Source organism: Pseudomonas crudilactis (assembly GCF_013433315.1).
Taxonomy (GTDB): domain Bacteria; phylum Pseudomonadota; class Gammaproteobacteria; order Pseudomonadales; family Pseudomonadaceae; genus Aquipseudomonas; species Aquipseudomonas crudilactis.
The window spans coordinates 61622-81834 of the sequence record NZ_WXVV01000032.1 but is presented as its reverse complement, the minus strand read 5'-3'; the positions used below and the strand labels follow the sequence as shown (position 1 = coordinate 81834).

20 protein-coding genes are annotated in these 20213 nt (G+C 57.7%); 8 read left to right on the top strand and 12 right to left on the bottom strand.

Going from position 1 to position 20213, the window contains the following annotated elements; all coding sequences use genetic code 11:
• The first annotated feature begins 395 nt into the window (after nt 1-395).
• From GTU76_RS27385 to GTU76_RS27375, 3 genes are all read left to right on the top strand, one after another.
• Entirely contained in the window at nt 396-725 is a 330-nt protein-coding gene (locus GTU76_RS27385) for a hypothetical protein (RefSeq protein WP_016983455.1), read from the top strand.
• Nucleotides 726-1199: 474 nt separating this feature from the next.
• Nucleotides 1200-1943, top strand: coding sequence for a hypothetical protein (locus GTU76_RS27380; protein ID WP_016983456.1), 744 nt, complete (start codon nt 1200-1202; stop codon nt 1941-1943).
• Nucleotides 1944-2014: 71 nt separating this feature from the next.
• Nucleotides 2015-3934: an alkaline phosphatase D family protein gene (locus tag GTU76_RS27375; RefSeq protein WP_180700023.1), complete on the top strand. Its 1920-nt coding sequence runs from the start codon at nt 2015-2017 to the stop codon at nt 3932-3934.
• Nucleotides 3935-3994: 60 nt separating this feature from the next.
• On the opposite strand, the gene GTU76_RS27370 is transcribed toward GTU76_RS27375, so the two are convergent.
• Complete coding sequence (locus tag GTU76_RS27370; protein WP_180700022.1) at nt 3995-5167, bottom strand: acetylornithine transaminase; 1173 nt, start codon at nt 5165-5167, stop codon at nt 3995-3997.
• A 102-nt stretch (nt 5168-5269) separates the two neighbouring features.
• On the opposite strand from GTU76_RS27370, the gene GTU76_RS27365 reads away from it, so the two are divergent.
• Together GTU76_RS27365 and GTU76_RS27360 are read left to right on the top strand one after the other, a co-directional pair.
• Nucleotides 5270-6172, top strand: a complete 903-nt coding sequence (locus tag GTU76_RS27365; RefSeq protein ID WP_180700021.1) for a LysR family transcriptional regulator — start codon at nt 5270-5272, stop codon at nt 6170-6172.
• 38 nt (nt 6173-6210) lie between these two features.
• A complete protein-coding gene (locus GTU76_RS27360) occupies nt 6211-6615 on the top strand; it encodes a GNAT family N-acetyltransferase (RefSeq protein WP_180700020.1) in 405 nt (134 codons plus the stop codon).
• 10 nt (nt 6616-6625) lie between these two features.
• Here the strand turns inward: GTU76_RS27360 and msrA are convergent, their stop codons facing one another.
• The 3 genes from msrA to msrB are packed head-to-tail and all read right to left on the bottom strand — an operon-like array spanning nt 6626 to nt 9710.
• Nucleotides 6626-7324, bottom strand: coding sequence for a peptide-methionine (S)-S-oxide reductase MsrA (gene msrA, locus GTU76_RS27355; protein ID WP_180700019.1), 699 nt, complete (start codon nt 7322-7324; stop codon nt 6626-6628).
• 15 nt (nt 7325-7339) lie between these two features.
• Nucleotides 7340-9148 (bottom strand): cytochrome c biogenesis protein DipZ, encoded by a 1809-nt coding sequence (locus GTU76_RS27350; protein WP_180700018.1) that lies wholly within the window; start codon nt 9146-9148, stop codon nt 7340-7342.
• A gap of 43 nt (nt 9149-9191) precedes the next feature.
• Nucleotides 9192-9710, bottom strand: coding sequence for a peptide-methionine (R)-S-oxide reductase MsrB (gene msrB, locus GTU76_RS27345; RefSeq protein WP_175553257.1), 519 nt, complete (start codon nt 9708-9710; stop codon nt 9192-9194).
• 151 nt (nt 9711-9861) lie between these two features.
• Here msrB and GTU76_RS27340 point away from each other — a divergent pair, with 151 nt between their 5' ends.
• The 3 genes from GTU76_RS27340 (at nt 9862) to GTU76_RS27330 (ending at nt 12906) form a co-directional block, all read left to right on the top strand.
• Nucleotides 9862-10572: a response regulator transcription factor gene (locus GTU76_RS27340; protein WP_175553256.1), complete on the top strand. Its 711-nt coding sequence runs from the start codon at nt 9862-9864 to the stop codon at nt 10570-10572.
• Nucleotides 10569-12086 (top strand): sensor histidine kinase, encoded by a 1518-nt coding sequence (locus GTU76_RS27335; RefSeq protein ID WP_180700017.1) that lies wholly within the window; start codon nt 10569-10571, stop codon nt 12084-12086. Before GTU76_RS27340 ends, GTU76_RS27335 begins: the two co-directional genes overlap by 4 nt.
• Nucleotides 12087-12204: 118 nt before the next feature.
• On the top strand, nt 12205-12906 hold the full coding sequence (locus tag GTU76_RS27330) for a hypothetical protein (RefSeq protein WP_016985616.1): 702 nt from the start codon (nt 12205-12207) through the stop codon (nt 12904-12906).
• A gap of 288 nt (nt 12907-13194) precedes the next feature.
• Here the strand turns inward: GTU76_RS27330 and GTU76_RS27325 are convergent, their stop codons facing one another.
• From GTU76_RS27325 to cyoA, 8 genes are all read right to left on the bottom strand, one after another.
• A complete protein-coding gene (locus tag GTU76_RS27325) occupies nt 13195-13686 on the bottom strand; it encodes a RidA family protein (protein WP_016985615.1) in 492 nt (163 codons plus the stop codon).
• 200 nt (nt 13687-13886) lie between these two features.
• On the bottom strand, nt 13887-14201 hold the full coding sequence (locus GTU76_RS27320; RefSeq protein ID WP_016985614.1) for a helix-turn-helix domain-containing protein: 315 nt from the start codon (nt 14199-14201) through the stop codon (nt 13887-13889).
• A complete protein-coding gene (locus tag GTU76_RS27315) occupies nt 14198-14542 on the bottom strand; it encodes a hypothetical protein (protein WP_016985613.1) in 345 nt (114 codons plus the stop codon). The genes GTU76_RS27320 and GTU76_RS27315 overlap by 4 nt, the downstream gene beginning before the upstream one ends.
• A 115-nt stretch (nt 14543-14657) precedes the next feature.
• Nucleotides 14658-15545, bottom strand: a complete 888-nt coding sequence (cyoE, locus tag GTU76_RS27310; protein ID WP_007916939.1) for a heme o synthase — start codon at nt 15543-15545, stop codon at nt 14658-14660.
• 11 nt (nt 15546-15556) lie between these two features.
• Nucleotides 15557-15892 carry a cytochrome o ubiquinol oxidase subunit IV gene (cyoD, locus tag GTU76_RS27305; protein WP_007916940.1) on the bottom strand — a complete coding sequence of 112 codons (336 nt, stop codon included), beginning with the start codon at nt 15890-15892 and terminating at the stop codon, nt 15557-15559.
• Entirely contained in the window at nt 15892-16515 is a 624-nt protein-coding gene (gene cyoC, locus GTU76_RS27300) for a cytochrome o ubiquinol oxidase subunit III (protein WP_016985612.1), read from the bottom strand. The genes cyoD and cyoC overlap by 1 nt, the downstream gene beginning before the upstream one ends.
• A gap of 3 nt (nt 16516-16518) precedes the next feature.
• On the bottom strand, nt 16519-18549 hold the full coding sequence (gene cyoB / locus GTU76_RS27295) for a cytochrome o ubiquinol oxidase subunit I (protein ID WP_007916945.1): 2031 nt from the start codon (nt 18547-18549) through the stop codon (nt 16519-16521).
• A gap of 3 nt (nt 18550-18552) precedes the next feature.
• On the bottom strand, nt 18553-19494 hold the full coding sequence (gene cyoA / locus GTU76_RS27290; RefSeq protein WP_007916947.1) for a ubiquinol oxidase subunit II: 942 nt from the start codon (nt 19492-19494) through the stop codon (nt 18553-18555).
• Nucleotides 19495-20213: the final 719 nt, after the last annotated feature.

The window sequence follows — 20213 nt, the reverse complement described above, 5'->3', positions numbered from 1 at the left end:
CTGAAGCAACCTGCTGCCGAAACCTACATAACTCATTGAATCTCAAGGAGTTTTCCGTTTCGACTGCGCCGGAAGTGGGGCGAATTATAGACATCTGAAATCTGCCGTCAACCGTTAATTTCGCTTTTGAGCCCTGACCTTCAATTTGAATCCGCGAACGTCCGATTAGATAGCAGATCGGATTTTGCTTGGTTGCGTGTTTTTTGCAGCGACTTTTATCGCCGCATCTGTCTTAAAATGTTTTCACAGAGCACCGACCGTTTTCTGCCTGCCACCACAGACTGATCTGGATCGATGGGCGCCCACAACGGCGCGGCAAACCGCACCAAACCTGATTGCTTTGCTAAACGATGACTCACCTTCGAAACCTGAAAACAGCAGCTAGGACTTAAATCATGGAAACGTCACTGGAAACAGTCGCCCTTTTCTCCCTCAAGCTGGCTTACGAGGAAGAAGGCCTGAGCCCGATTTTGCGCGACGACCTTGTTATGGGGGATTACCAGAAAGACGTATTCGAATTGCTGGTGAGACGCGGAGATGTCGAGACCATTCAGTTCAAATTGAATCAGTGCCTGGGGTTGGCGATGGATGCCTTGGGGGGTGCAGAGAAACCCCTGGGGCGCGAACTGCACAAGTTGTCAGCCGATTTCGGCGAGGTACGGTCGATGGAGCAGTTGAATCAACCGCTTCTCGCGCTCAAGGGTTATCTGAAAGACATCTTGTGATTGGACTGGGCCTTTATAGAAGATGCTTTGAATGTACTTCGACGTTCCCACCATTGAAGTCTTCGCCGTGAATTCGAACTTCACTTTCCCCTGCGACGAAAAGCAAATCAGTCCGATACTTCAGCGATGAGCTTTCAGCGCTCGAATATCCGTCGCAGCCCCATCGGCACCGACCAGCTTTTTCCACCCCTAGTATTGAAGCTCACCCCGTTCATCTATGTAGTCACCCTTCTCCACCGATCGACCGCTACCACTGCCACGTACTTAACTTCGCCTTCTTTCCAGACGGCGACCACCGGGATCGTTGCAACAGCCAGTGTGCTCACACAGAACAGGCGCAAAGAGCGGGTGCTGACAGGCAGATGAGTTTCTTTGCTCTCAACGTTTAACCTGTTTTGGTATCGTGCTGCCCATCATCGCGGCGCTCGCTGCGAATGCCTGTTGTCGGCTATCGAAAGTTAAGGAAAGGATCGAATGGAGTTTCTGCATTTTCTGGCATTTGTCGCGGTCTGGGGTTTCATGTGGCGCTGGGTGGTAAAAAACCGAGGCAGCTGGAATATTTTCTACGGCAACATCGTCGGCGCAGCGGGCGGCTTCATCGTTGCGCTGGTGGTGCTGTCGATCACCTTGTCGTTGTTTCCTTCGTCGCATGATTACGAAGCGGCGCAGACTGAAAACACGGTCACGCAAGTTGCCGAGCCGACCTCTCTGTTGCCTGAAGCCGAATCTGTAATGCCCGCCGCGGAGCTGAAAGATGCGCCCGTTTTTGCTGCCATCGAGCAGGACGACAAGCCATCTCCTGCCGACTCGGCATTGTTGCCGAACTATGCCAGCCGGGCGCCGAAATCGATCGGGTTACAGACCGTGCTGGATCAAAGCGACTATCAGGGGCGCATGGCCCTGGCAGCGCTGAACAAGAAACTGCGCGGCGACGCACAGGCCGACAAGTCAATGATCGCGTATGTCATGTGCAGCCCGTTTGTGACCAGCACGTTGCGCTTTCCCGCTTCGGCGCGTTTCGCTGACAGCAAAGCGCTAGTCAGCCACCGCTTCAAGGATCAGGTCTACACCTTCAGCAGCACCGTCACCGCGCGCAACATGAACGGCGACGATGTCGCCTACCGTTTCGATTGCTCGGTGCAAGAACAGCCTCGAGCTGACGCCCTACCTGCGCAATGGCGTCTGTTGGCGCTGAAACTGCAAAAAGCCGACTCTTAAGGCTCATTTAAGGGTTCAAGGCGCCGCCTGCGCTATCATCGCCGGCCTGTGCGCCTTGAGCTTTACCCTCGATGTCTCCAACACCCGATGACCTGATCCCGTTGCCTCCTGTTCTGGCCGGCCCTCTGCTGCGACGGCTGGAGCCAACGCGCGTGGTCATGTGGCTGGTCGGCACGCGGCCATTGTCGCTGACCTTGCGCTTGCAAGGTGTAGGAGACATTCCTCTCTGCGCCGGGAAATGCACGGTCATTCCCGTAGGTCGCCAGGCGTTTGTTCATCTTATCGATGTTGCTCTCGAAAACGCCCTGCCCTGCGATACGCCAATCGACTATGACCTGCTGATCGACGACACCACTGGCATCGCTGACTGGGCGGCGCATCTGCTGTACGGCGATGCAAGCTGCCCGAACTTCGTCCTGCGCTCGCGGATCGACCAACTGCTGCACGGCTCCTGCCGCAAACCGCATCACCCGGCGGCGGATGGTTTGCTTTGCGTCGATCAGCTATTGGCGAGCGAAGCCGACCCGCAACAACGCCCGGCCTTGCTGATGATGAGCGGCGACCAGGTTTACGCCGACGATGTCGCCGGCCCGATGTTGCGGGCGACTCATGCCTTGATCGAACGTCTTGGCTTGTTCGACGAACATCTCGAAGGCGCAGTGGTCAGCGACAGCGCCAAGCTCTATGAACATCCGGCCAGTTACTACCACCGTGCGGACTTGTTACCGGCGCTGGAGAGCAACGAGACATTGCGCGAGCGATTTTTCGGCGGTGCACGCAAGCCGATTTTCACCAGCAGTAGCGCTGACAATCACTTGGTGACCTTCGCCGAAGTCATGGCGATGTACTTGCTGGTGTGGTCGCCGACGGCCTGGTCGCTGATCGACCCGCAAGCGCCCGAACTGACGTCCGAACGCCTCAAGCGCTACGCCCTCGAACAGACTCGCATTGACGCCTTCAAGGCTGGACTGGGCAAGGTCGCCCGCGCACTGGCGCATCTGCCGAGCCTGATGATATTCGACGATCACGACATCACCGATGACTGGAACCTTTCCGCACAATGGGAGGAAACGGCCTACGGCCACCCGTTCTCCAAACGCATTATCGGCAATGCGCTGATCGCCTATATGTTGTGCCAGGGCTGGGGCAACAATCCCGATGCATTCAAGGACGTGCTGGAGAAAACCTTGGAGCTGAGCGCCAGCGGTGAAGATCGGTATATCGACAGCCCGGTGCAGGATGCTTTGATCGATGAACTGCTGCGCTTTCAGCATTGGCATTTCGTCCTGCCGAGCAGTCCGGCGCTGGTGGTCATCGACACGCGCACCCGGCGCTGGCGCAGTGAGATGGCGCTCAAGCAACCCTCGGGCCTGCTCGATTGGGAGGCGCTGAGCGAACTGCAGCAGGAGTTGCTCGATCACCCGTCAGCGATCATCGTGTCGCCGGCGCCGATCTTCGGCGTGAAGCTGATTGAAACCGTGCAGAAGGTTTTCAGTTGGTGCGGTTATCCGCTGCTGGTCGACGCGGAGAACTGGATGGCCCATCGCGGCGCCGCGCAGGTGATCCTGAACATTTTTCGCCACTCGCGCACACCGGGTAACTACGTGGTGCTGTCCGGCGATGTGCATTATTCCTTCGTCTACGAAGTACTTATTCGCCACCGCAAGGCCGGGCCACGGATCTGGCAGATCACCAGCAGCGGCATCAAGAACGAGTTTCCGAAAACGCTGCTGGAGTGGTTCGACCGCCTCAACCGCTGGCTCTACTCGCCACGCTCACCGCTGAACTGGTTCACCAAACGCCGACGAATGCGCATCGTGCCGTACACGCCGGAACATGCAGAGGCTGGCGAACGTCTATGGAATTCGGCGGGGATCGGTCAGGTGTTTTTCAATGAACAGGGGCAGCCGCGCGAGATCATTCAACACAATTCCAATGGCGCGGCGAAGACGCGGATGCTCGCGCCGGATCTGGCGGATTATCCGGACTAAGGCCTGCACCGAAAATGTGGGAGCGAGCCTGCTCGCTCCCACAGTGCTGCTTGCCAGCGATCAATGCGCAATCAGCGCTCGCCCCACACCTCTGACAATCATCTCCACCTCCCGCTCATCAATCGTCAACGGTGGCAGCAGCCGTATCGTCTTGCCCCGCGTGACGTTGATCAACAGCCCATGATCCCGCGCGGCGATCAGGGTCAGATCACGCACTGGTTGTTTCAGCTCGATACCGATCATCAAGCCCTGACCACGAATCGCCAGCACATTGGGATTGTCCGCCAGCTCTGCACGCAGACGAGTTAGTAACCGTTCTCCCTGAACCCGGGCGTTTTCCAACAGGCTCTGTTCTTCGATGATGTCCAGCACCGTGCAACCGACCCGGCACGCGAGTGGATTGCCGCCGAAGGTGCTGCCATGGCTGCCGGGGGTGAACAGATCCGCCGCCCGGCCCCGTGCCAGGCAAGCGCCGATCGGCACTCCATTGCCCAGTCCTTTTGCCAGGGTCATGACATCCGGAACGATGCCTTCATGCTGAAAGGCGAACCAGCGCCCGGTGCGGCCGATACCGGTCTGGATTTCATCAAGCATCAATAACCACGCATGGCGATTGCACAGTTCGCGCAGGGCTTTCAAATAACCGGAGGGCGCGAGCTGCACGCCGCTTTCGCCCTGAATCGGCTCGACCAGAATTGCCACGATGCGCTCGCCGTGCTTTTTCTGCGCCTGCTCGAGCGCCGCGAGATCACCGAACGGCACTTTGAGGAAATCCCCCGGCAATTCGTTGAAACCCAGGCGCACCGCCGGGCCATCGCTGGCCGACAAAGTGCCAAGTGTGCGGCCATGGAACGCGTTGGCCATGACCACCACCAGCGGCTGTTCGATGCCTTTGCGCCAGCCGTACAAACGCGCGAGTTTCAGCGCCGTTTCATTGGCCTCGGCCCCCGAATTATTGAAGAACGCGCGCTCCATCCCCGACAGCTCAGTCAGCCGTTTCGCCAGTTGTAGCTGCCAGTCAATGCTGTACAGATTCGACGTGTGCAGCAGCAACCCGGCCTGCTCGCTGATCGCCGAAACGATACGCGGGTGCGAGTGGCCGACGTTGGTCACCGCGACTCCGGCAACCGCATCCAGGTACTCGCGACCGGCCTGATCCCACAGGCGGGCGCCGAGGCCTTTGGTGAAACTCAGGGCCAGCGGTTGGTAGGTGTTCATCAGGGCGGCGGTCATGACTTCAAACTCCAGTGAAGGTCGGTGTGCTGGCAGTATGGTTAGCCACCGAAACTGGATAAACTCGGGAAAACTTCATTCATTTAAAAGCAGGGCTTGATAATGGACCTGTTCCAGTCGATGAGCGTCTACGTCAAAGTCGTCGAAGCCGGGAGCATGACAGCGGCCGCGTTGCAGTGCGACATGTCGACGACCATGGTCGGCAATCACCTGCGCGCGCTGGAGCAGCGGCTCGGTGTGCAACTGCTGCAACGCACGACGCGGCGCCAGCGGCTGACTGAATTCGGCAGCGTTTATTACCAACGTTGTCTGGATGTCCTGGGACTGGTGGCCGACTCCGAACGCTTGGCGGAACAAGCACTCGATGAGCCTCGTGGCCTGCTGCGCATTACTGCACCACTGACCTTTGGCGTAGAGCGTCTGGCGCCGGCGCTCAGCGAATTCTCCCTGCAGTACCCGCAGGTCAAACTCGATGTGGTGCTGACCAACAGCCGCCCGGATCTGCTCGAAAGCGGTCTGGACGTGGCGTTTCGGCTGGGGCACTTCGAGGAGTCGAATCTGATCGCCCGCCCTCTGATCGATTACACACTGACCGTCTGCGCCTCCCCGCAATATGTGGCCCGTCGCGGCATGCCGCAAACCCCTGAAGACCTGCAACAACACGACTGCCTGTCGTTCGCCTACCCTGCCGGCGACGATTGGCAATCGGTGGAAAAACGCTGGCGCCTCGGCGGCCCGGAGGGAGAAATTCTCGTCGACGTCAGCGGGCCGATGCTTATGAATACTTCTGCCGGCTTGCATCAGGCTGCCCGCACCGGCATGGGCATCGTGATGCTGCCGGATGCGCTGGTGGAACAGGATCTGCGCGACGGCAAACTGGTGACCGTCGTTCCCGACTATCAACCGCCCAGCCGCCCCCTGCATTTGCTTTATGCTCCGGATCGCTATCGCCTGCCGAAGCTGCGCCGCTTCGTCGAATTTGCGATGCAGACGTGGGGCAGATAATGATATCGAGCGACAACTGACAAGGAGTCGAACCGTAGATGAATAGCAATCTGACCGTACGCGACCTGCTGCCTGACGAAGTGGAGCCGGTACGACTGTTCCTCGGCCAAAACGGCTGGGCTCACCGAACCCGTTCCAGCGAGCATTTCGCGCAACTCATCAAGAACTCTCAACGCACGGTGATTGCCCTGCACGGTACCCAGGTCGTCGGCTTCGCCCGAGGCATCAGCGATGGTTTGTGCAACGGCTATCTTTCGATGGTCGTGGTCGATGGCCAGCATCGGCGCGCAGGCATTGGCCGCAGACTGGTTAAACATGTCATGGGCGATAACCCCGACATCACCTGGATGCTACGTGCCGGGCGAGAAGGCGCCGAGGCATTTTTTGCCAGCCTGGGTTTCGAGACGTCAGTGATTGCCATGGAGCGACCGAGGCTCAAATAACGAGCCTTGATCACGACCCGTCCCTCACCAACACCGGTTTCTCCTGATAACGCTGCGCAAACACCTGCTTCAGATTCGCCACTTTCGGCATGTCGTTGATCACGATGTACGGATAGCTCGGGTGCTCGTTCAGGAAATCCTGGTGATAGTCCTCTGCCGGATAGAAGCCGTTATAGCTTTCCAGTTTGGTGACAATGGGTTTGCTGTAGGCGTGAGCCGCATCCAATTGGGCGATGTAGGCCTGCGCGACCTTCTGCTGATCGGCGTTGACCGGGAACAGTGCCGAACGATACTGAGTGCCGCTGTCCGGGCCTTGGCGATTGAGCTCAGTTGGGTTGTGCGCTACCGAAAAGTAGATCTGCAACAGGCTGCCATAGCTCACCTGAGTCGGATCGAAGGTGACCTGAACTGACTCGGCGTGGCCGGTATCGCCTTCGCTGACACGCTCATATTCCGCCGTATTGGCCGCGCCGCCGGCGTAACCCGAGACGGCTTTCTGCACGCCTTTGACGTGCTGGAAAACACCCTGCACACCCCAGAAGCAGCCACCCGCGAACACGGCAGTTTCGCTGTGCGCCTGGGTCACTTCATCAAGAGTTGGTGGCGGAATCAGCACAGCATCCTCGCCCCCAAAGGAGAACGCCGAAACCTGGCCAATCACTCCGGCCACTGCAACCCCCAGCAACACGCGACGCCATGTGATTTTCATTTCAATGACTCCTGATCAACCGAAGGTAAAGGCGTAAGCCGATACGCCCGGGTCGAGAAATTCGATGGTGAAGGTTCGGTCCTGCACGCCGTCGTTTTGCCGCACCAATTGATACAGGCGTTGTTCGGTCACATGGCCAGTGCCGTCAGGAGCGACATCGACGCCATGGGCATCGCCCGGAACCTGGCCATCGATCATCACCTTGAAGCGCACGGGTTTGCCGTCCGCTGCCGGACCGAGCACCAGATGCAAGTCGCGGGCATGGAAGCGATAAACGATACGACTGACCGGTGCACTGGCCGTGGCACGCTCGGCACCCACCGACCATTGACCGCCGAGGCTCCAGTCATTGAGTGCCAGTTTGTCCGGCGGGTTGTAGGCCGCGACCTTGTCAGGCACGAGGCTGGTTTCCGGTACGAAATGTTCCGCACGCTGGTAGCCGACATAGGTTTCCGGTGACTGCACTTCGTTCATGTCCGGCGCCAGTTGCACGCCCTTGGCGTCAGCATTGATCAAGCCGTCCGCCACGGTTTTCGCACCCGCCTCACGCAGCAACTGTTGTATGACGCGTTCCGACTCGGCGTAGTCCCCTTCGCCAAAATGGTGGTAACGAATGCGTCCCTGAGCGTCGGCAAAGTAATGCGCTGGCCAATATTCGTTGTTGAAAGCACGCCAGATCTTGTAGTCGTTATCGATGGCGACCGGGTAGTTGATACCCAATTCCTTCATGGCTTTGGTGACGTTGCCCACATCACGCTCGAAGGCGAATTCCGGCGCGTGCACACCGATCACTACCAGCCCTTGATCGCGATACTTTTCAGCCCAGGCTTTGACATACGGCAAAGTGCGCAAGCAGTTGATGCAGGAGTAAGTCCAGAAATCCACCAGCACCACTTTGCCTTTCAACGCTTGGGCATCAAGCGGCGCTGAGTTGAGCCATTGGACGGCGCCATCAAGCGGCGGCAACTGACCTTCGACCGGTAAAGTGCCCGGAGCCTTCGCGGCCATTTTCATTGCACCACCAGCGGCCATCATGCTGCCGTTCGCAGCGCCTTCTTCAGCAGGAACCTGCGCCATCATCGTGCCGCTCGCCTTGGCAGATTTGCCAGACAGCTTGCCGACCAGCGCCTGCTCCAGGCCACCGGTGGAAGCCGTCGATAACCGTGCGAGAACCCCGGTATCGAGCCCCAGCGAAATGGCCGCGACGCCGGCCAACATCAATACGCCCAGACCCCGACGGATCCACTCACCGGTGCCAATCGAGCGTTTCATCAGCGCAAAAACCTTACCGCCCAGCAACAGCGCTGCGGCGAGCGAGGTGGCGGCACCCGCCGCGTAGGCGAGCAACAACAGCGTGGTGGCGATGCTTGCCCCTTGCAGCGCGGCGCCGGTCAGAATCAGCCCCAGGATCGGCCCGGCGCAAGGTGCCCAGAGCAGCCCCGTGGCGACGCCGATCAGAAACGAAGCGCCGGGACGCGGACGATTGTCCTGCCCGGCGGCCTCCGACAGCCGACTGCCGGCCGACACCAGCGGCCGGGTCAGACGCTCGGCCACACGCGGCAGCAGCAAGGTCAGCCCGAACAGAGCAACGAACAGTAACGCGAGCCAGCGCCCGTACTGATTGACTTGAACCACCCAACCGCCGCCCACCGCCGCCAACGAGGCGACGAGCGCAAAGGTCACCGCCATCCCCGCCAGCAGCGGCAAGCCACTCTTGATAAACGGCTGCCCGGTGCGAGCGAAGACAAAAGGCAGAACCGGCAGGATGCACGGGCTGACGATCGTCAGCACACCACCGAGATAAGCGAGAACCAAGAGCCACATAAATTCGTCCTGTCTGAAGTGAAGATCGCGAGCGGGTCATGACTCAAGCCGCCACGGCTTTGAAGGTCATCGCCAGGCCGTTCATGCAGTAGCGCAGACCGGTGGGCTTGGGACCGTCATCGAAAACATGGCCCAGATGGCCGCCGCAACGGCGACAGTGAACTTCGTCGCGGGACATGCCGAACGAACGGTCCTGACGCGTTGCCACCGCGTGTTCCAGCGGCGCCCAGAAACTCGGCCAACCGGTACGACTGTCGAATTTGGTGTCTGATGAAAACAGCGCCAGATCACAGCCGACACAGGCAAACGTGCCAGTGCGATGTTCGTTGTTGAGCGCGCTGGTATAGGCCCGTTCGGTGCCTTCCTCACGCAGGATCTGGTACTGCTCGTCGCTCAGGATCGAGTGCCATTCACTGTCGCTGTGTGTCACCTCGAACGCCTCGTCCGCGTGTGCCTCGCCGATCACTGCCGTGGCAGTCGACAATTTTGGCAATACACCCGCCACCAGGGCTGCAACCCCCAGCCCGCCGCCCGCTAACAGAATCTGTCGCCGTGAAAACATGGCCGTCTCCAAAAATTCCAGATGCCCTTCATGGAACACAGCCTAGGCTTGGATTGATCGCCAAATCCTCACGGGGAGTTAACGAATTCGTGATAACTCGCCCGGAGGAAAACCCGCACAATGCGCTTATCGCGCCGAAGGATTGAGCTCCATGGAACAGACCAAACGCATCCTTGTGGTCGAGGATGACCAACACATCGCCGACCTGATTTGCCTGCATTTGCGGGATGAACAATTCGAGGTGACACACAGCGCCGACGGCGACGAAGGCATGCGCCTGCTGCAGCAAGGTCACTGGGATGCACTCATCCTCGACCTGATGTTGCCGGGGGTCGACGGTCTGGAAATCTGCCGCCGCGCCCGCGCGATGGCCCGCTACACACCGATCATCATTACCAGCGCCCGTTCCAGTGAATTGCACCGCATTCTTGGCCTGGAGCTGGGCGCCGACGATTACCTCGCCAAACCGTTCTCCATGCTCGAGCTGGTGGCGCGGGTCAAAGCCTTGCTGCGCCGGGTCGATGCGATGGCGCGCAATCTGAAAATGGACGCCGGCAGTCTCAGTCTCGACGGGTTGACCATCGACCCCATCACCCGCGAAGTCAGCTTCGACGCTCAGCGCCTGGACCTCACGCCACGGGAGTTCGACTTGCTCTACTTCTTCGCCCGTCAACCGGGCAAAGTGTTCTCGCGCATGGATCTGCTCAACGCGGTCTGGGGTTACAGCCACGAGGGTTACGAACACACGGTCAACACCCACATCAATCGCCTGCGGGCGAAGATCGAAAAAGACCCGACCCAGCCCTCTCGCATCCTCACCGTGTGGGGTCGCGGCTATAAATTCGGTACCGAGCAGCCATGAAACTGAACCTGACGCAGCGCCTGTCCGTGGTATTCGCCGTGCTGCTGTTGGTGTGCTGCGGCACATCGGCATGGCTGCAAGTACGTTCCAGCCAGATGCATGAACTGGAAGTGGTGCAGGGGCTGTCTCGGGATCTGGCACAACACATCGCCCACGACACGGTGCTGATGGACAGCAACGGTCTGATGCCCGGTGCCGTGCGCGAATTGTTCAGCCAGTTGATGTTGGTCAACCCCAGTGTCGAGGTGTATCTGCTCGACACCGAGGGGCGCATTGTCGGTAACGCTGCACCCGAAGGAAGGATGCGGCGCCAACAGGTCAATCTGGCGCCAATCCGCCAGCTGCTCGACGACCAGCCATTACCGATCCTCGGTGATGACCCGCGCAGTGTCGATGGACGCAAGGTGTTCAGTGCTGCGCCGTTGCAGGTCAACGGTAAAGCTGCCGGTTATCTGTATGTGGTGCTGCTGAGCGAAGCACATGATCGTTACGCCGAGCGAGGCGCCACCAGCGCCGCGCTCAACACCGCATTGTTATCGATTGGACTGGTCGCGTTGCTGTGCCTGATCGCCGGTCTGACGGCATTCAACCTGATCACTCGGCCATTGCTGCGATTCACCGAAACCGTCAGCCGCTTCGACATCGATGGCGCGCCGCAACCTCTGCCGATAACGACAGCTGTGGATAAAACCGCTGACCCGGATGAAATCGCCGTACTTGATGCTGCCTTCCGCCAGATGCAAAACCGCCTCGGCGAACAATGGCGCTCGCTTACGCGACAGGATCAGGAGCGCCGCGAATTGGTGGCGAATATTTCCCACGACTTGCGCACGCCGCTGGCTTCGTTGCACGGGTATCTGGAAACCCTGCAACTAAAGGACGCCACGCTGTCGGCCGAGGAACGCCGACGCTATCTGGGCATCGCTCTGGATCAAAGCCGCAAGGTCGGCGGCCTGGCGCAATCGCTGCTGGAACTGGTGCGACTGGAACACGGATTCGTGCAACCGGTGCTGGAGCGCTTTTCCCTGATCGACCTGGTGCAGGACATCTTCCAGAAATTCGAACTGACGGCGGAAGCACGGCAGGTCGAACTCAAAGCCCATTTTGTCCCCAATCTGCCAACAGTCTGCGCCGACCTCGGGTTGATCGAGCGGGTACTGACCAACCTGGTGGACAACGCATTGCGTCATACCCCTCAGGGCGGCGAAATCGAATTCGATCTGAAACATCAGGGGGCCTTGGTCGATGTGACGGTCAGTGACACCGGCCCCGGCATCGCTCCCGAGTTGCGCGAAGGTTTGTTCCTGCGCCCGTTCAATATCGGTGGCGCAAGGCGTGATGGCGGACTGGGGCTGCGTATCGTGCACCGTATCCTGCAATTGCACGGGCGTGATATCCAGTTACTGGACATGAGCGGGCGCGGCGCGACGTTCCGCTTCTCGCTATCAACAGATCAGCAAAGCGCCGAACAGTGGATGATGCGTTCAATGAATTTGCACAGCCCCGGCAAATAGTTGAGACCGCCGGCCCGTTGCTCCGTGACAACGCCGCGCCGCTCCCCTAAATTAGTCGGCCTGAAAAAGCCCTCGGGTTTTCTCATCTCCACTCAAGTTAAAAAGTAGTGAAATTTCAATGTCCGATTTCAACACCGCTGAATCCGTAGTCACCGAATCGTCCAAAGCGGAATACGAAAACTCCATCAATCTTTCACAACACCTGCCACAAGCCAAAATCATCAGCGAGATGGTCCTGGACGCGTTCCAGTCGACCCGCGAAAGCGACCAGATCCGCGAGCTGCGCGCGGCGATCCGTCAGGCTCACGACAGCTTCGATGACGACAAGGCCTACGAGCTGATGGGCGAACTCAAGGCGTTGAAGGATGCTGAAGCGGCCGACCTCGCCGCCCTTGAAGACCTGAGCAGCAAGTTTTCGATCGGCCGTATCCTGTCCAGCTTCAAGGACGATCCGGCGTTCCAGGAAATCGTTTATGGTCTGGCCCTCAAAGTACTGAACCAGACCCATCAGGCGATCAGCAACCCGAGCGGCGGCAAGAGCAAGGCAGCGAAGAAAAAAGAAGTCGAAATCTTCACCATCAGCAAGGACGGTATCAGCGTGACCCTGCCGCTGCGCACGCCGCGTTCGCGTCTGAACGTTGACCGTGCAGCGCTGGAGTTCCTCGGTTTCACCTTCGTCGGTGAAGGCGAAGAAGCGGAACTGGAAAGCGAAGTCTTCGTCGACAACGCGGGTACCGAGCAGGCAGTTAACCGCAAGAACATCATTACTGCGTTGCAGCAGAAGACGGCGTTTGATGGGTACAGCATCGCGGCGCAGTAATAGCGCGGCCGTTGTACGAAAAAGCCCCGCACTGAGATTCAGGCGGGGCTTTTTGTTGCCCGGCTTGGGATTTTTGAGAAGGCGAAAATCCTCGCCCCTCACCCCAGCCCTCTCCCGATGGAGAGGGAGCCGATCGGGAGATATTCAAGAGATGCACCGAAATGAAAGTGCGGTGCCGAATCCACAATCGCCTCAATCTCTCAGGTCGATATATAGCGCAAGACACCTCGGTCAGTCCCCTCTCCCTCCGGGAGAGGGTTAGGGTGAGGGCAAGCCGTGAAGTCACCCTCAAGCCGAAGGATGCAACGCCACAATCATGTCCACTTCAATCGCCGCGTTCTTCGGCAACTGATACACACCGACTGTGGTGCGCGTGTGCCGACCGGCATCGCCAAGCACATGACTGAACACGTCCGACGCACCGTTGGCCACTTCACTCAGGTCAACGAAGTCCGGCGTCGACTTCACATAAACAGTGACCCGCAACAACGCCTTGATCTTGTCCAGCGAACCCACCGCATCAACAATCAGCGCCAGACAACGCATCGCACTGATACTCGCAGCGGCTTGCGCATCCTTGAGGTTCAGTTCCAGCCCGACCCGACCGGGGTACTGAATCTTGCCGTGGGTGCGCGGCACCATACCGCTGATGTACAACTCATCGTGATGACGGATCAGCGGCGCGTAATTGCCGCCGGCGGTGTTCTCGCCATAAATGTCGTAGTTCAGCTCTTGGGCCAGGGCAATAAAACGCTCGTCGCAGGTCATCCTCTCAGTCATTTCGCCCAGCCTTTTGATCAGTGCATGAAGAACCGCAGGTTAAGACAGATGGGCAACCGCAAATGGCAAGGAGCTATCACTGTCATGGTTGGATCCAAATCTAGGGGGTTTGTTACTGCGCCGCAACCCGCAGTCACGGAAAACAAAAGCCCCACACCTCTTTCGAAGTAATGGGGCTTTAAATTTAAATGACTTTGTCGTTAAACGGCGCTCAGGCGGTCAACCATGTCAGGGAATTTTTCAACCAAACGGATCAACAAAGCAGCTTGAGCATTTGGCTTTGACTTTTCCTGCTCCCAGTTTCTCAGAGTGCTGGGACTCGCCCTGATTCGTTTGGCAAAGACGGCTTGAGACATATGTAACCTTTCTCTCAAAGCCACGATTTCTTGGGCTCCGACTTCCGGGACTGGTTTGTCCTCAAGCACTGTATTGCGCAGGGTAATTTTTCCTTCGCGTTGAGCCGCCATCTCATCAACGCCCTGCATCAACTCTGCAAACAGGTCGCGTTTTTTCATGGGGTACCTCGTGTTTTCAACTCTTTATCTATGGCTTTTTTGAGCGCCTTTTCTTGCTCGGCAGTCAGATTATCAAGCTCATCTTTGTCGTAAATTGCAAACATCCAGAACTGACCATCATTCATAAGCCAATAATAGATGACCCGCAAGCCGCCTCGTCGGCCCTTGCCACGTCGAGCATCAGCCCAGCGTAGTTTTCTGAATCCACCCGTTCGGGGCATCACATCGCCTGCCAACGGATTGCCCTGCATATAAGCCTGCAGTTCTCGGTACTCATCGTCTGTCAGGTACTGACCAACGCTTGTGGTAAATATCGTTGTTTCAAAGAATACGGTTCGCATGTGCAAACTATAGGCAAATCGCCTACAGACAGACTATCAACAAATCCGGCTCCAGATAAACAAAAAACCCCGCACATCTCTCAATGTGCGGGGTTTTTCTTCAAGCCTTTGAGCCTTACGGCGCGTACGTCAGCAGCAGCTCTGCGGGCACTTTGAAGTCCAGGGACATCATGACGCTCAACGCAGTGATGGTGAAGATCGAGAACACGAACAGCTTGCGTGCCCAGACCGTGTCATCCACCGCTTTGTAGCCGGTCCAGGCCATGTACAACCAGTACATGCCCATGGCCGCGGCGACGGCGAGGTAGCTCATGCCGGCGTAACCGCTGAAGGTCAGCATCAAGGTCGCTACGAGGAACGCCAGGATGTAGAGCAGGATGTGCTTCTTGGCCACTTGAATCCCGCGCTTCACTGGCAGCACCGGAATCGATGCGGCCAGGTAATCGTTGAAGCGGAAGATCGCGATGGCGTAGGAATGCGGCATCTGCCACAGGCTGAACATCACCAGCAACGTCAGCGCGGCCATGTCGAAGCTGTTGGTTACGGCAACGTAACCGATCACTGGCGGCATGGCGCCCGACAGACTGCCCACCAGCGTGCCGTGAACCGACTTGCGCTTGAGGTACAGGCTGTAGAAGCCGACGTAGATGATGAAGCCGATCACCGCGAACAGAGCGGCCAACGGGTTGGCCACCTTGTACAACAATGCAACGCCGAGAACACCAAGGATGGTCGCGTAGACCAGGGCCAGTTTCAGGGAGATCAAGCCCTGTACCAGCACCCGGTTCTTGGTGCGTTCCATCTTCAGGTCGATGTCGCGGTCGATGCAGTTGTTGAACACGCAACCGGAGGCGACAACCAGGGATGTACCGATCATGGCAGCCAGAAACACCGCCAGATCGACATGCCCTTTCGAGGCCAGGAAGAACCCGCCTGCCACAGAAAGCACGTTACCGAAAATGATCCCCGGTTTGGTGATTTGGATAAAGTGCTTGAGCGACATCGGGTCTTACCTCACTTCGCCATCATGTAGGTGTGGATGCTGAACATGATCCACAACGACAGGCCAACCAGCAGCACGATCACGATCGCCGTAAAGACGAATGCAATCACGTTGTTACGCTGAGCAATGGAACGGTCCAGGTGCAGGAAGTAATACAGGTGAACAATCACCTGGATCACTGCGAACAGCAGAACGATTGCCAGTGTGGTGGCCTTCGGCAGGCTCGGGTACATCACCAGACCGAATGGGATGACGGTCAGGATCACCGACAGGATGAAGCCAATGGCGTACGACTTTACGCTGCCGTGGCCAGCATCATGGCTGTCATGGGAGTGTGCATTAGCCATTACAGAGTCCCCATCAGGTAAACAACGGTGAATACGCAGATCCACACCACGTCCAGGAAGTGCCAGAACAGGCTCAGGCAGCTCAGACGGGTCTTGTTGGTCGCCGTCAGGCCGTGCTTGTTGACCTGGTACATCATGATGCCCATCCAGATCAGACCAGCGGACACGTGCAGACCGTGGGTACCAACCAGGGTGAAGAACGCCGACAGGAAGCCCGAACGGCTAGGACCGAAGCCCTCGGAGATCAGCAGGTGGAACTCGTTGATCTCCATGGCGATAAAGCCTGCGCCCAGCAGGAAGGTCATGAACAACCAACCCAGAACCTGCTGCTTCTTGCCTTTGAACAACGCCAGCATGGCGAAGCCGTAGGTGATCGAACTGAACAACAGCAGAGCGGTTTCGCCCAGCACGTATGGCAGTTCGAAGATGTCGTGGCCCGCTGGGCCACCGGCTACGTTGTTTACCAGTACTGCGTACACCGCGAAGATCGACGCAAACAGAATGCAGTCGGTCATCAGGTAGAGCCAGAAACCGTATACGGTCATCTCGCCCGAGTCGTGGTGATGGTCATCGTGCCCATGGTCACCATGGGCGTGTCCAACATTGGTCACTAAGTTCGACATGGTTTAAGCCTGTTCCAACGAGGTTTCAACACGGGTGGCACCGGCCGGGATTTTCCCTGCCGCGACCAGACGCTTGTGCTGCTCGGCTTCGATACGCTCGATCGTTTCAACCGGAACCATATAGCCCTGGTCGTCACGTGCAGCGTGGATCACGAAGTAGATGACGGTGCCGGCCAGGCTGGCGATCGCCAACCACCAGATGTGCCAGATCATCGCGAAACCGAAGACGGTCAACAGTGCGCCCATCACCACGCCAGTGGCGGTGTTGTTCGGCATGTGGATCGGCTCGTACTTGGCCGGACGCTGGTACGCAGTACCGTTTTCCTTGGCTTCGGTGAACGGGTCGATGCAGTCAGCCTTAGGCAGCACAGCAAAGTTGTAGAACGGAGGTGGCGACGAGGTCGACCATTCCAGGGTGTGTGCATTCCACGGGTCACCGTGATCGCAAACGTTCTCTGGCTTGTTGCGGTCACGCACCGACACGTACAGCTGGATCAGCTGGCAGGCGATACCGACAGCGATCATCACCGCACCGAACATGGCAACGTACAGGTACGGTACCCACTCAGGGTTGGTAGTGGCGTTCAGACGACGGGTCATGCCCATGAAGCCCAGTGCATAGAGCGGCATGAACGCGACGAAGAAGCCCGAGATCCAGAACCAGAACGCTGCTTTACCCCAACCTTCGTGCAGCTTGAAGCCGAACGCTTTCGGGAAGTAGAACGCGAAACCTGCGATGTAACCGAATACCGCACCGCCGATGATCACGTTGTGGAAGTGCGCGATCACGAACAGGCTGTTGTGCAGAACGAAGTCAGCACCCGGGATGGCCAGCAGTACGCCGGTCATGCCGCCGATGGCGAAGGTCACCATGAAGCCCAGAGTCCACAGAACCTGGCTGGTGAAGCGCAGACGGCCCTGGTAGATGGTGAACAGCCAGTTGAATAGCTTCACACCCGTCGGGATGGAAATCAGCATCGTCGCCAGACCGAAGAAGGCGTTGACGCTGGCACCCGAACCCATGGTGAAGAAGTGGTGCAGCCAGACCATGAAGCCCAGTACCGAGATCGCGCCCGAGGCGTAGATCATCGAGTGGTGGCCGAACAGTTTCTTGCCGGTGAACGCCGAGATCACTTCCGAGAAGATGCCGAATGCCGGCAGGATCAGGATGTAAACCTCAGGGTGGCCCCATGCCCAGAACAGGTTGACGTACATCATTGGATTGCCACCAAGTTCATTGGTGAAAATGTGGAAATCCATGTAACGGTCAAGGGTCAGCAGTGCCAGGGTAGCGGTCAGGATCGGGAACGAAGCCACGATCAGAACGTTTGCCCAGGTGCAGGTCCAGGTGAAGATCGGCATGTCCATCAGTTTCATGCCAGGGGTACGCATTTTCAGTACGGTCGCGAGGAAGTTGACCCCCGTTAGCGTCGTACCTAACCCGGATAGCTGTAGCGCCCAGATGTAGTAGTCCATGCCCACGCCAGGGCTGTATTGCAGACCCGACAATGGTGGATAGGCAACCCAACCGGTCTTGGCGAATTCGCCGACGCCCAGGGACAGGTTGATCAGTACTACGCCGGATACCAGCAGCCAGAAGCTCAGGGAGTTCAGGAACGGGAACGCAACGTCACGCGCGCCGATCTGCAGCGGCACTGCAAGGTTCATCAGGCCGGTGAAGAATGGCATCGCCATGAAGATGATCATGATCACACCGTGAGCGGTGAAGATCTGGTCATAGTGTTCAGGTGGCAGGTAGCCAGGCGAACCCTCGGTGGCCATGGCCAACTGGGTACGCATCATGATGGCGTCGGCAAAACCGCGCAGCAGCATGACCATGGCGACGATGATGTACATCACGCCGATTTTCTTGTGGTCGACCGAGGTCAACCACTCGGTCCACAAGTAGGTCCACTTCTTGAAGTAGGTGATTGCAGCGAACAGCGCCAGACCACCGAGGGCGATCATGGCGATGGTCACCATCACGATCGGCTCGTGGAATGGGACTGCTTCCCAACTTAATTTACCAAACATCGTTTACTCCTCTGCCCCGGCAGCTGAATGCGAACTCGAGTCAATTTCCGTGGCCGCCACTTCTTTCTCTTTCTTCTCGTGCTTCAGCGGCTTGCCCGGCTTCATACCTTCGTACTTGTCGACGATGATCTGGAACTGGTTCGGCGTGACCGAGGAGTAGAGCTCGACTGGGTTGTTCTGGCTCGGTTTGGCAAGGGCCGCGTATTCAGCTTGATCAAGCTGTTTAGGTGACTTCTTGACTTCACTTACCCAGGCGTCGAAATCTTCCTGAGTGGTGGAGATAGCCTTGAATTTCATACCGGTGAAACCCGCGCCGCTGTAGTTGGCGGAGATACCGTCCATTTCAGCGTTACGGTCAGCGATCAGGTGCAGCTTGGTCTGCATGCCCGCCATCGCGTAGATCTGGCCGCCCAGACCCGGGATGAAGAACGAGTTCATCACAGCGTCAGAGGTGATCTTGAAGTTGATTGGCGTGTGCGCCGGGAACACGATCTTGTTGACCGTGGCAATGCCTTGTTCCGGGTAGATGAACAGCCACTTCCAGTCCAGCGCGACCACTTCGATGGTCACAGGCTTGACGTCGGACTGAATCGGACGATACGGGTCCAGTTCGTGGGTCGAAATGTAGGTGATGTAACCCAGGGCAATGATGATCAGAACCGGGATGGTCCAGACTGCCACTTCGATTTTGGTCGAGTGCGACCATTTCGGGGTGTAGACGGCGTTCTTGTTCGACGCGCGGTACTTCCAGGCGAACAGGAAGGTCATGACGATAACCGGCACAACGACCAACAGCATCAGCAGGGTCGCGGTGATGATCAGGTTGCGCTGTTCCAGGCCGACCTGGCCCGTTGGATTGAGCAAGGTCATGTTGCAGCCTCCCAGCAACAACGTGCCGAGCAGCGGCACTAGGCCTAGTAATCTGGGGTACCTGTTTTTACTCATCTCACGACCTCTAAAGCAGCTTGCGCAATGCAGTTGGGTTTTGATCGCCAACACTTCACCCTGCCAAGGGTTGGCATTTTCTTTGGATTGAATAAGGGCCGCCCGTCGCGCGTCAGACGCTCGACAAAACCTGGGACAGCGGTCAGTTCTTATTCGAATTCGTGGTCAAAGGCCTTGTTACAGACCAATTCCATTTGGTGCGGAAAGTTGGAAGGCACCGACACCTGGGTGTCTTGAAAGCCTCTCGACTCACTCGACACCCGACTTCCTGCTCGCCTCCTTAATAAAGGCTGAACAGTGCCGGGAATTCAGTGCGGGCGATTGTAGATAGGTAGCGCCCTATACACCATGTCTTATCCCGAAATAATTTTTATCCGTTCGAGCAACAATCCATCGCCATTTTTGCAAAAGTTCCGCATCTTATCGAAATCAATTCTCAACAAAAACACCAAAAATTGTAGGTGTACCCGCGTCAGTTCAGACAGCTCTGACGGCTTTTTCCGAACGCTGGAACAGCGCAAGCCCCGATAACCCAAGGCTTTTGGCCATATGCCAGCGCTTGTTAAAACTGCCTGCTCTGGCACCCGCGTGCTAAAGCCGAAAAACTCCGAAACAGACCAATCCTTTTTTGTAACAACGCCCGATTCCGCATCGCTGAAGCGTCCTGCGACACCGCGCGTGTGACAACATGTCGCACACCTGCAACACCCTGCCTTGTC

Coding starts and splice junctions, on each gene's coding strand:
- cyoA (WP_007916947.1), bottom strand. CDS start 19,494: ATGAGTAAAAACAGGTACCCCAGATTACTAGGCCTAGTGCCGCTGCTC.
- cyoB (WP_007916945.1), bottom strand. CDS start 18,549: ATGTTTGGTAAATTAAGTTGGGAAGCAGTCCCATTCCACGAGCCGATC.
- GTU76_RS27360 (WP_180700020.1), top strand. CDS start 6,211: ATGAATAGCAATCTGACCGTACGCGACCTGCTGCCTGACGAAGTGGAG.
- msrA (WP_180700019.1), bottom strand. CDS start 7,324: ATGAAAATCACATGGCGTCGCGTGTTGCTGGGGGTTGCAGTGGCCGGA.
- cyoD (WP_007916940.1), bottom strand. CDS start 15,892: ATGGCTAATGCACACTCCCATGACAGCCATGATGCTGGCCACGGCAGC.
- GTU76_RS27330 (WP_016985616.1), top strand. CDS start 12,205: ATGTCCGATTTCAACACCGCTGAATCCGTAGTCACCGAATCGTCCAAA.
- GTU76_RS27375 (WP_180700023.1), top strand. CDS start 2,015: ATGTCTCCAACACCCGATGACCTGATCCCGTTGCCTCCTGTTCTGGCC.
- GTU76_RS27325 (WP_016985615.1), bottom strand. CDS start 13,686: ATGACTGAGAGGATGACCTGCGACGAGCGTTTTATTGCCCTGGCCCAA.
- GTU76_RS27315 (WP_016985613.1), bottom strand. CDS start 14,542: ATGCGAACCGTATTCTTTGAAACAACGATATTTACCACAAGCGTTGGT.
- GTU76_RS27350 (WP_180700018.1), bottom strand. CDS start 9,148: ATGTGGCTCTTGGTTCTCGCTTATCTCGGTGGTGTGCTGACGATCGTC.
- msrB (WP_175553257.1), bottom strand. CDS start 9,710: ATGTTTTCACGGCGACAGATTCTGTTAGCGGGCGGCGGGCTGGGGGTT.
- cyoC (WP_016985612.1), bottom strand. CDS start 16,515: ATGTCGAACTTAGTGACCAATGTTGGACACGCCCATGGTGACCATGGG.
- GTU76_RS27370 (WP_180700022.1), bottom strand. CDS start 5,167: ATGACCGCCGCCCTGATGAACACCTACCAACCGCTGGCCCTGAGTTTC.
- GTU76_RS27385 (WP_016983455.1), top strand. CDS start 396: ATGGAAACGTCACTGGAAACAGTCGCCCTTTTCTCCCTCAAGCTGGCT.
- GTU76_RS27380 (WP_016983456.1), top strand. CDS start 1,200: ATGGAGTTTCTGCATTTTCTGGCATTTGTCGCGGTCTGGGGTTTCATG.
- GTU76_RS27320 (WP_016985614.1), bottom strand. CDS start 14,201: ATGAAAAAACGCGACCTGTTTGCAGAGTTGATGCAGGGCGTTGATGAG.
- GTU76_RS27365 (WP_180700021.1), top strand. CDS start 5,270: ATGGACCTGTTCCAGTCGATGAGCGTCTACGTCAAAGTCGTCGAAGCC.
- cyoE (WP_007916939.1), bottom strand. CDS start 15,545: ATGTCGCTCAAGCACTTTATCCAAATCACCAAACCGGGGATCATTTTC.
- GTU76_RS27335 (WP_180700017.1), top strand. CDS start 10,569: ATGAAACTGAACCTGACGCAGCGCCTGTCCGTGGTATTCGCCGTGCTG.
- GTU76_RS27340 (WP_175553256.1), top strand. CDS start 9,862: ATGGAACAGACCAAACGCATCCTTGTGGTCGAGGATGACCAACACATC.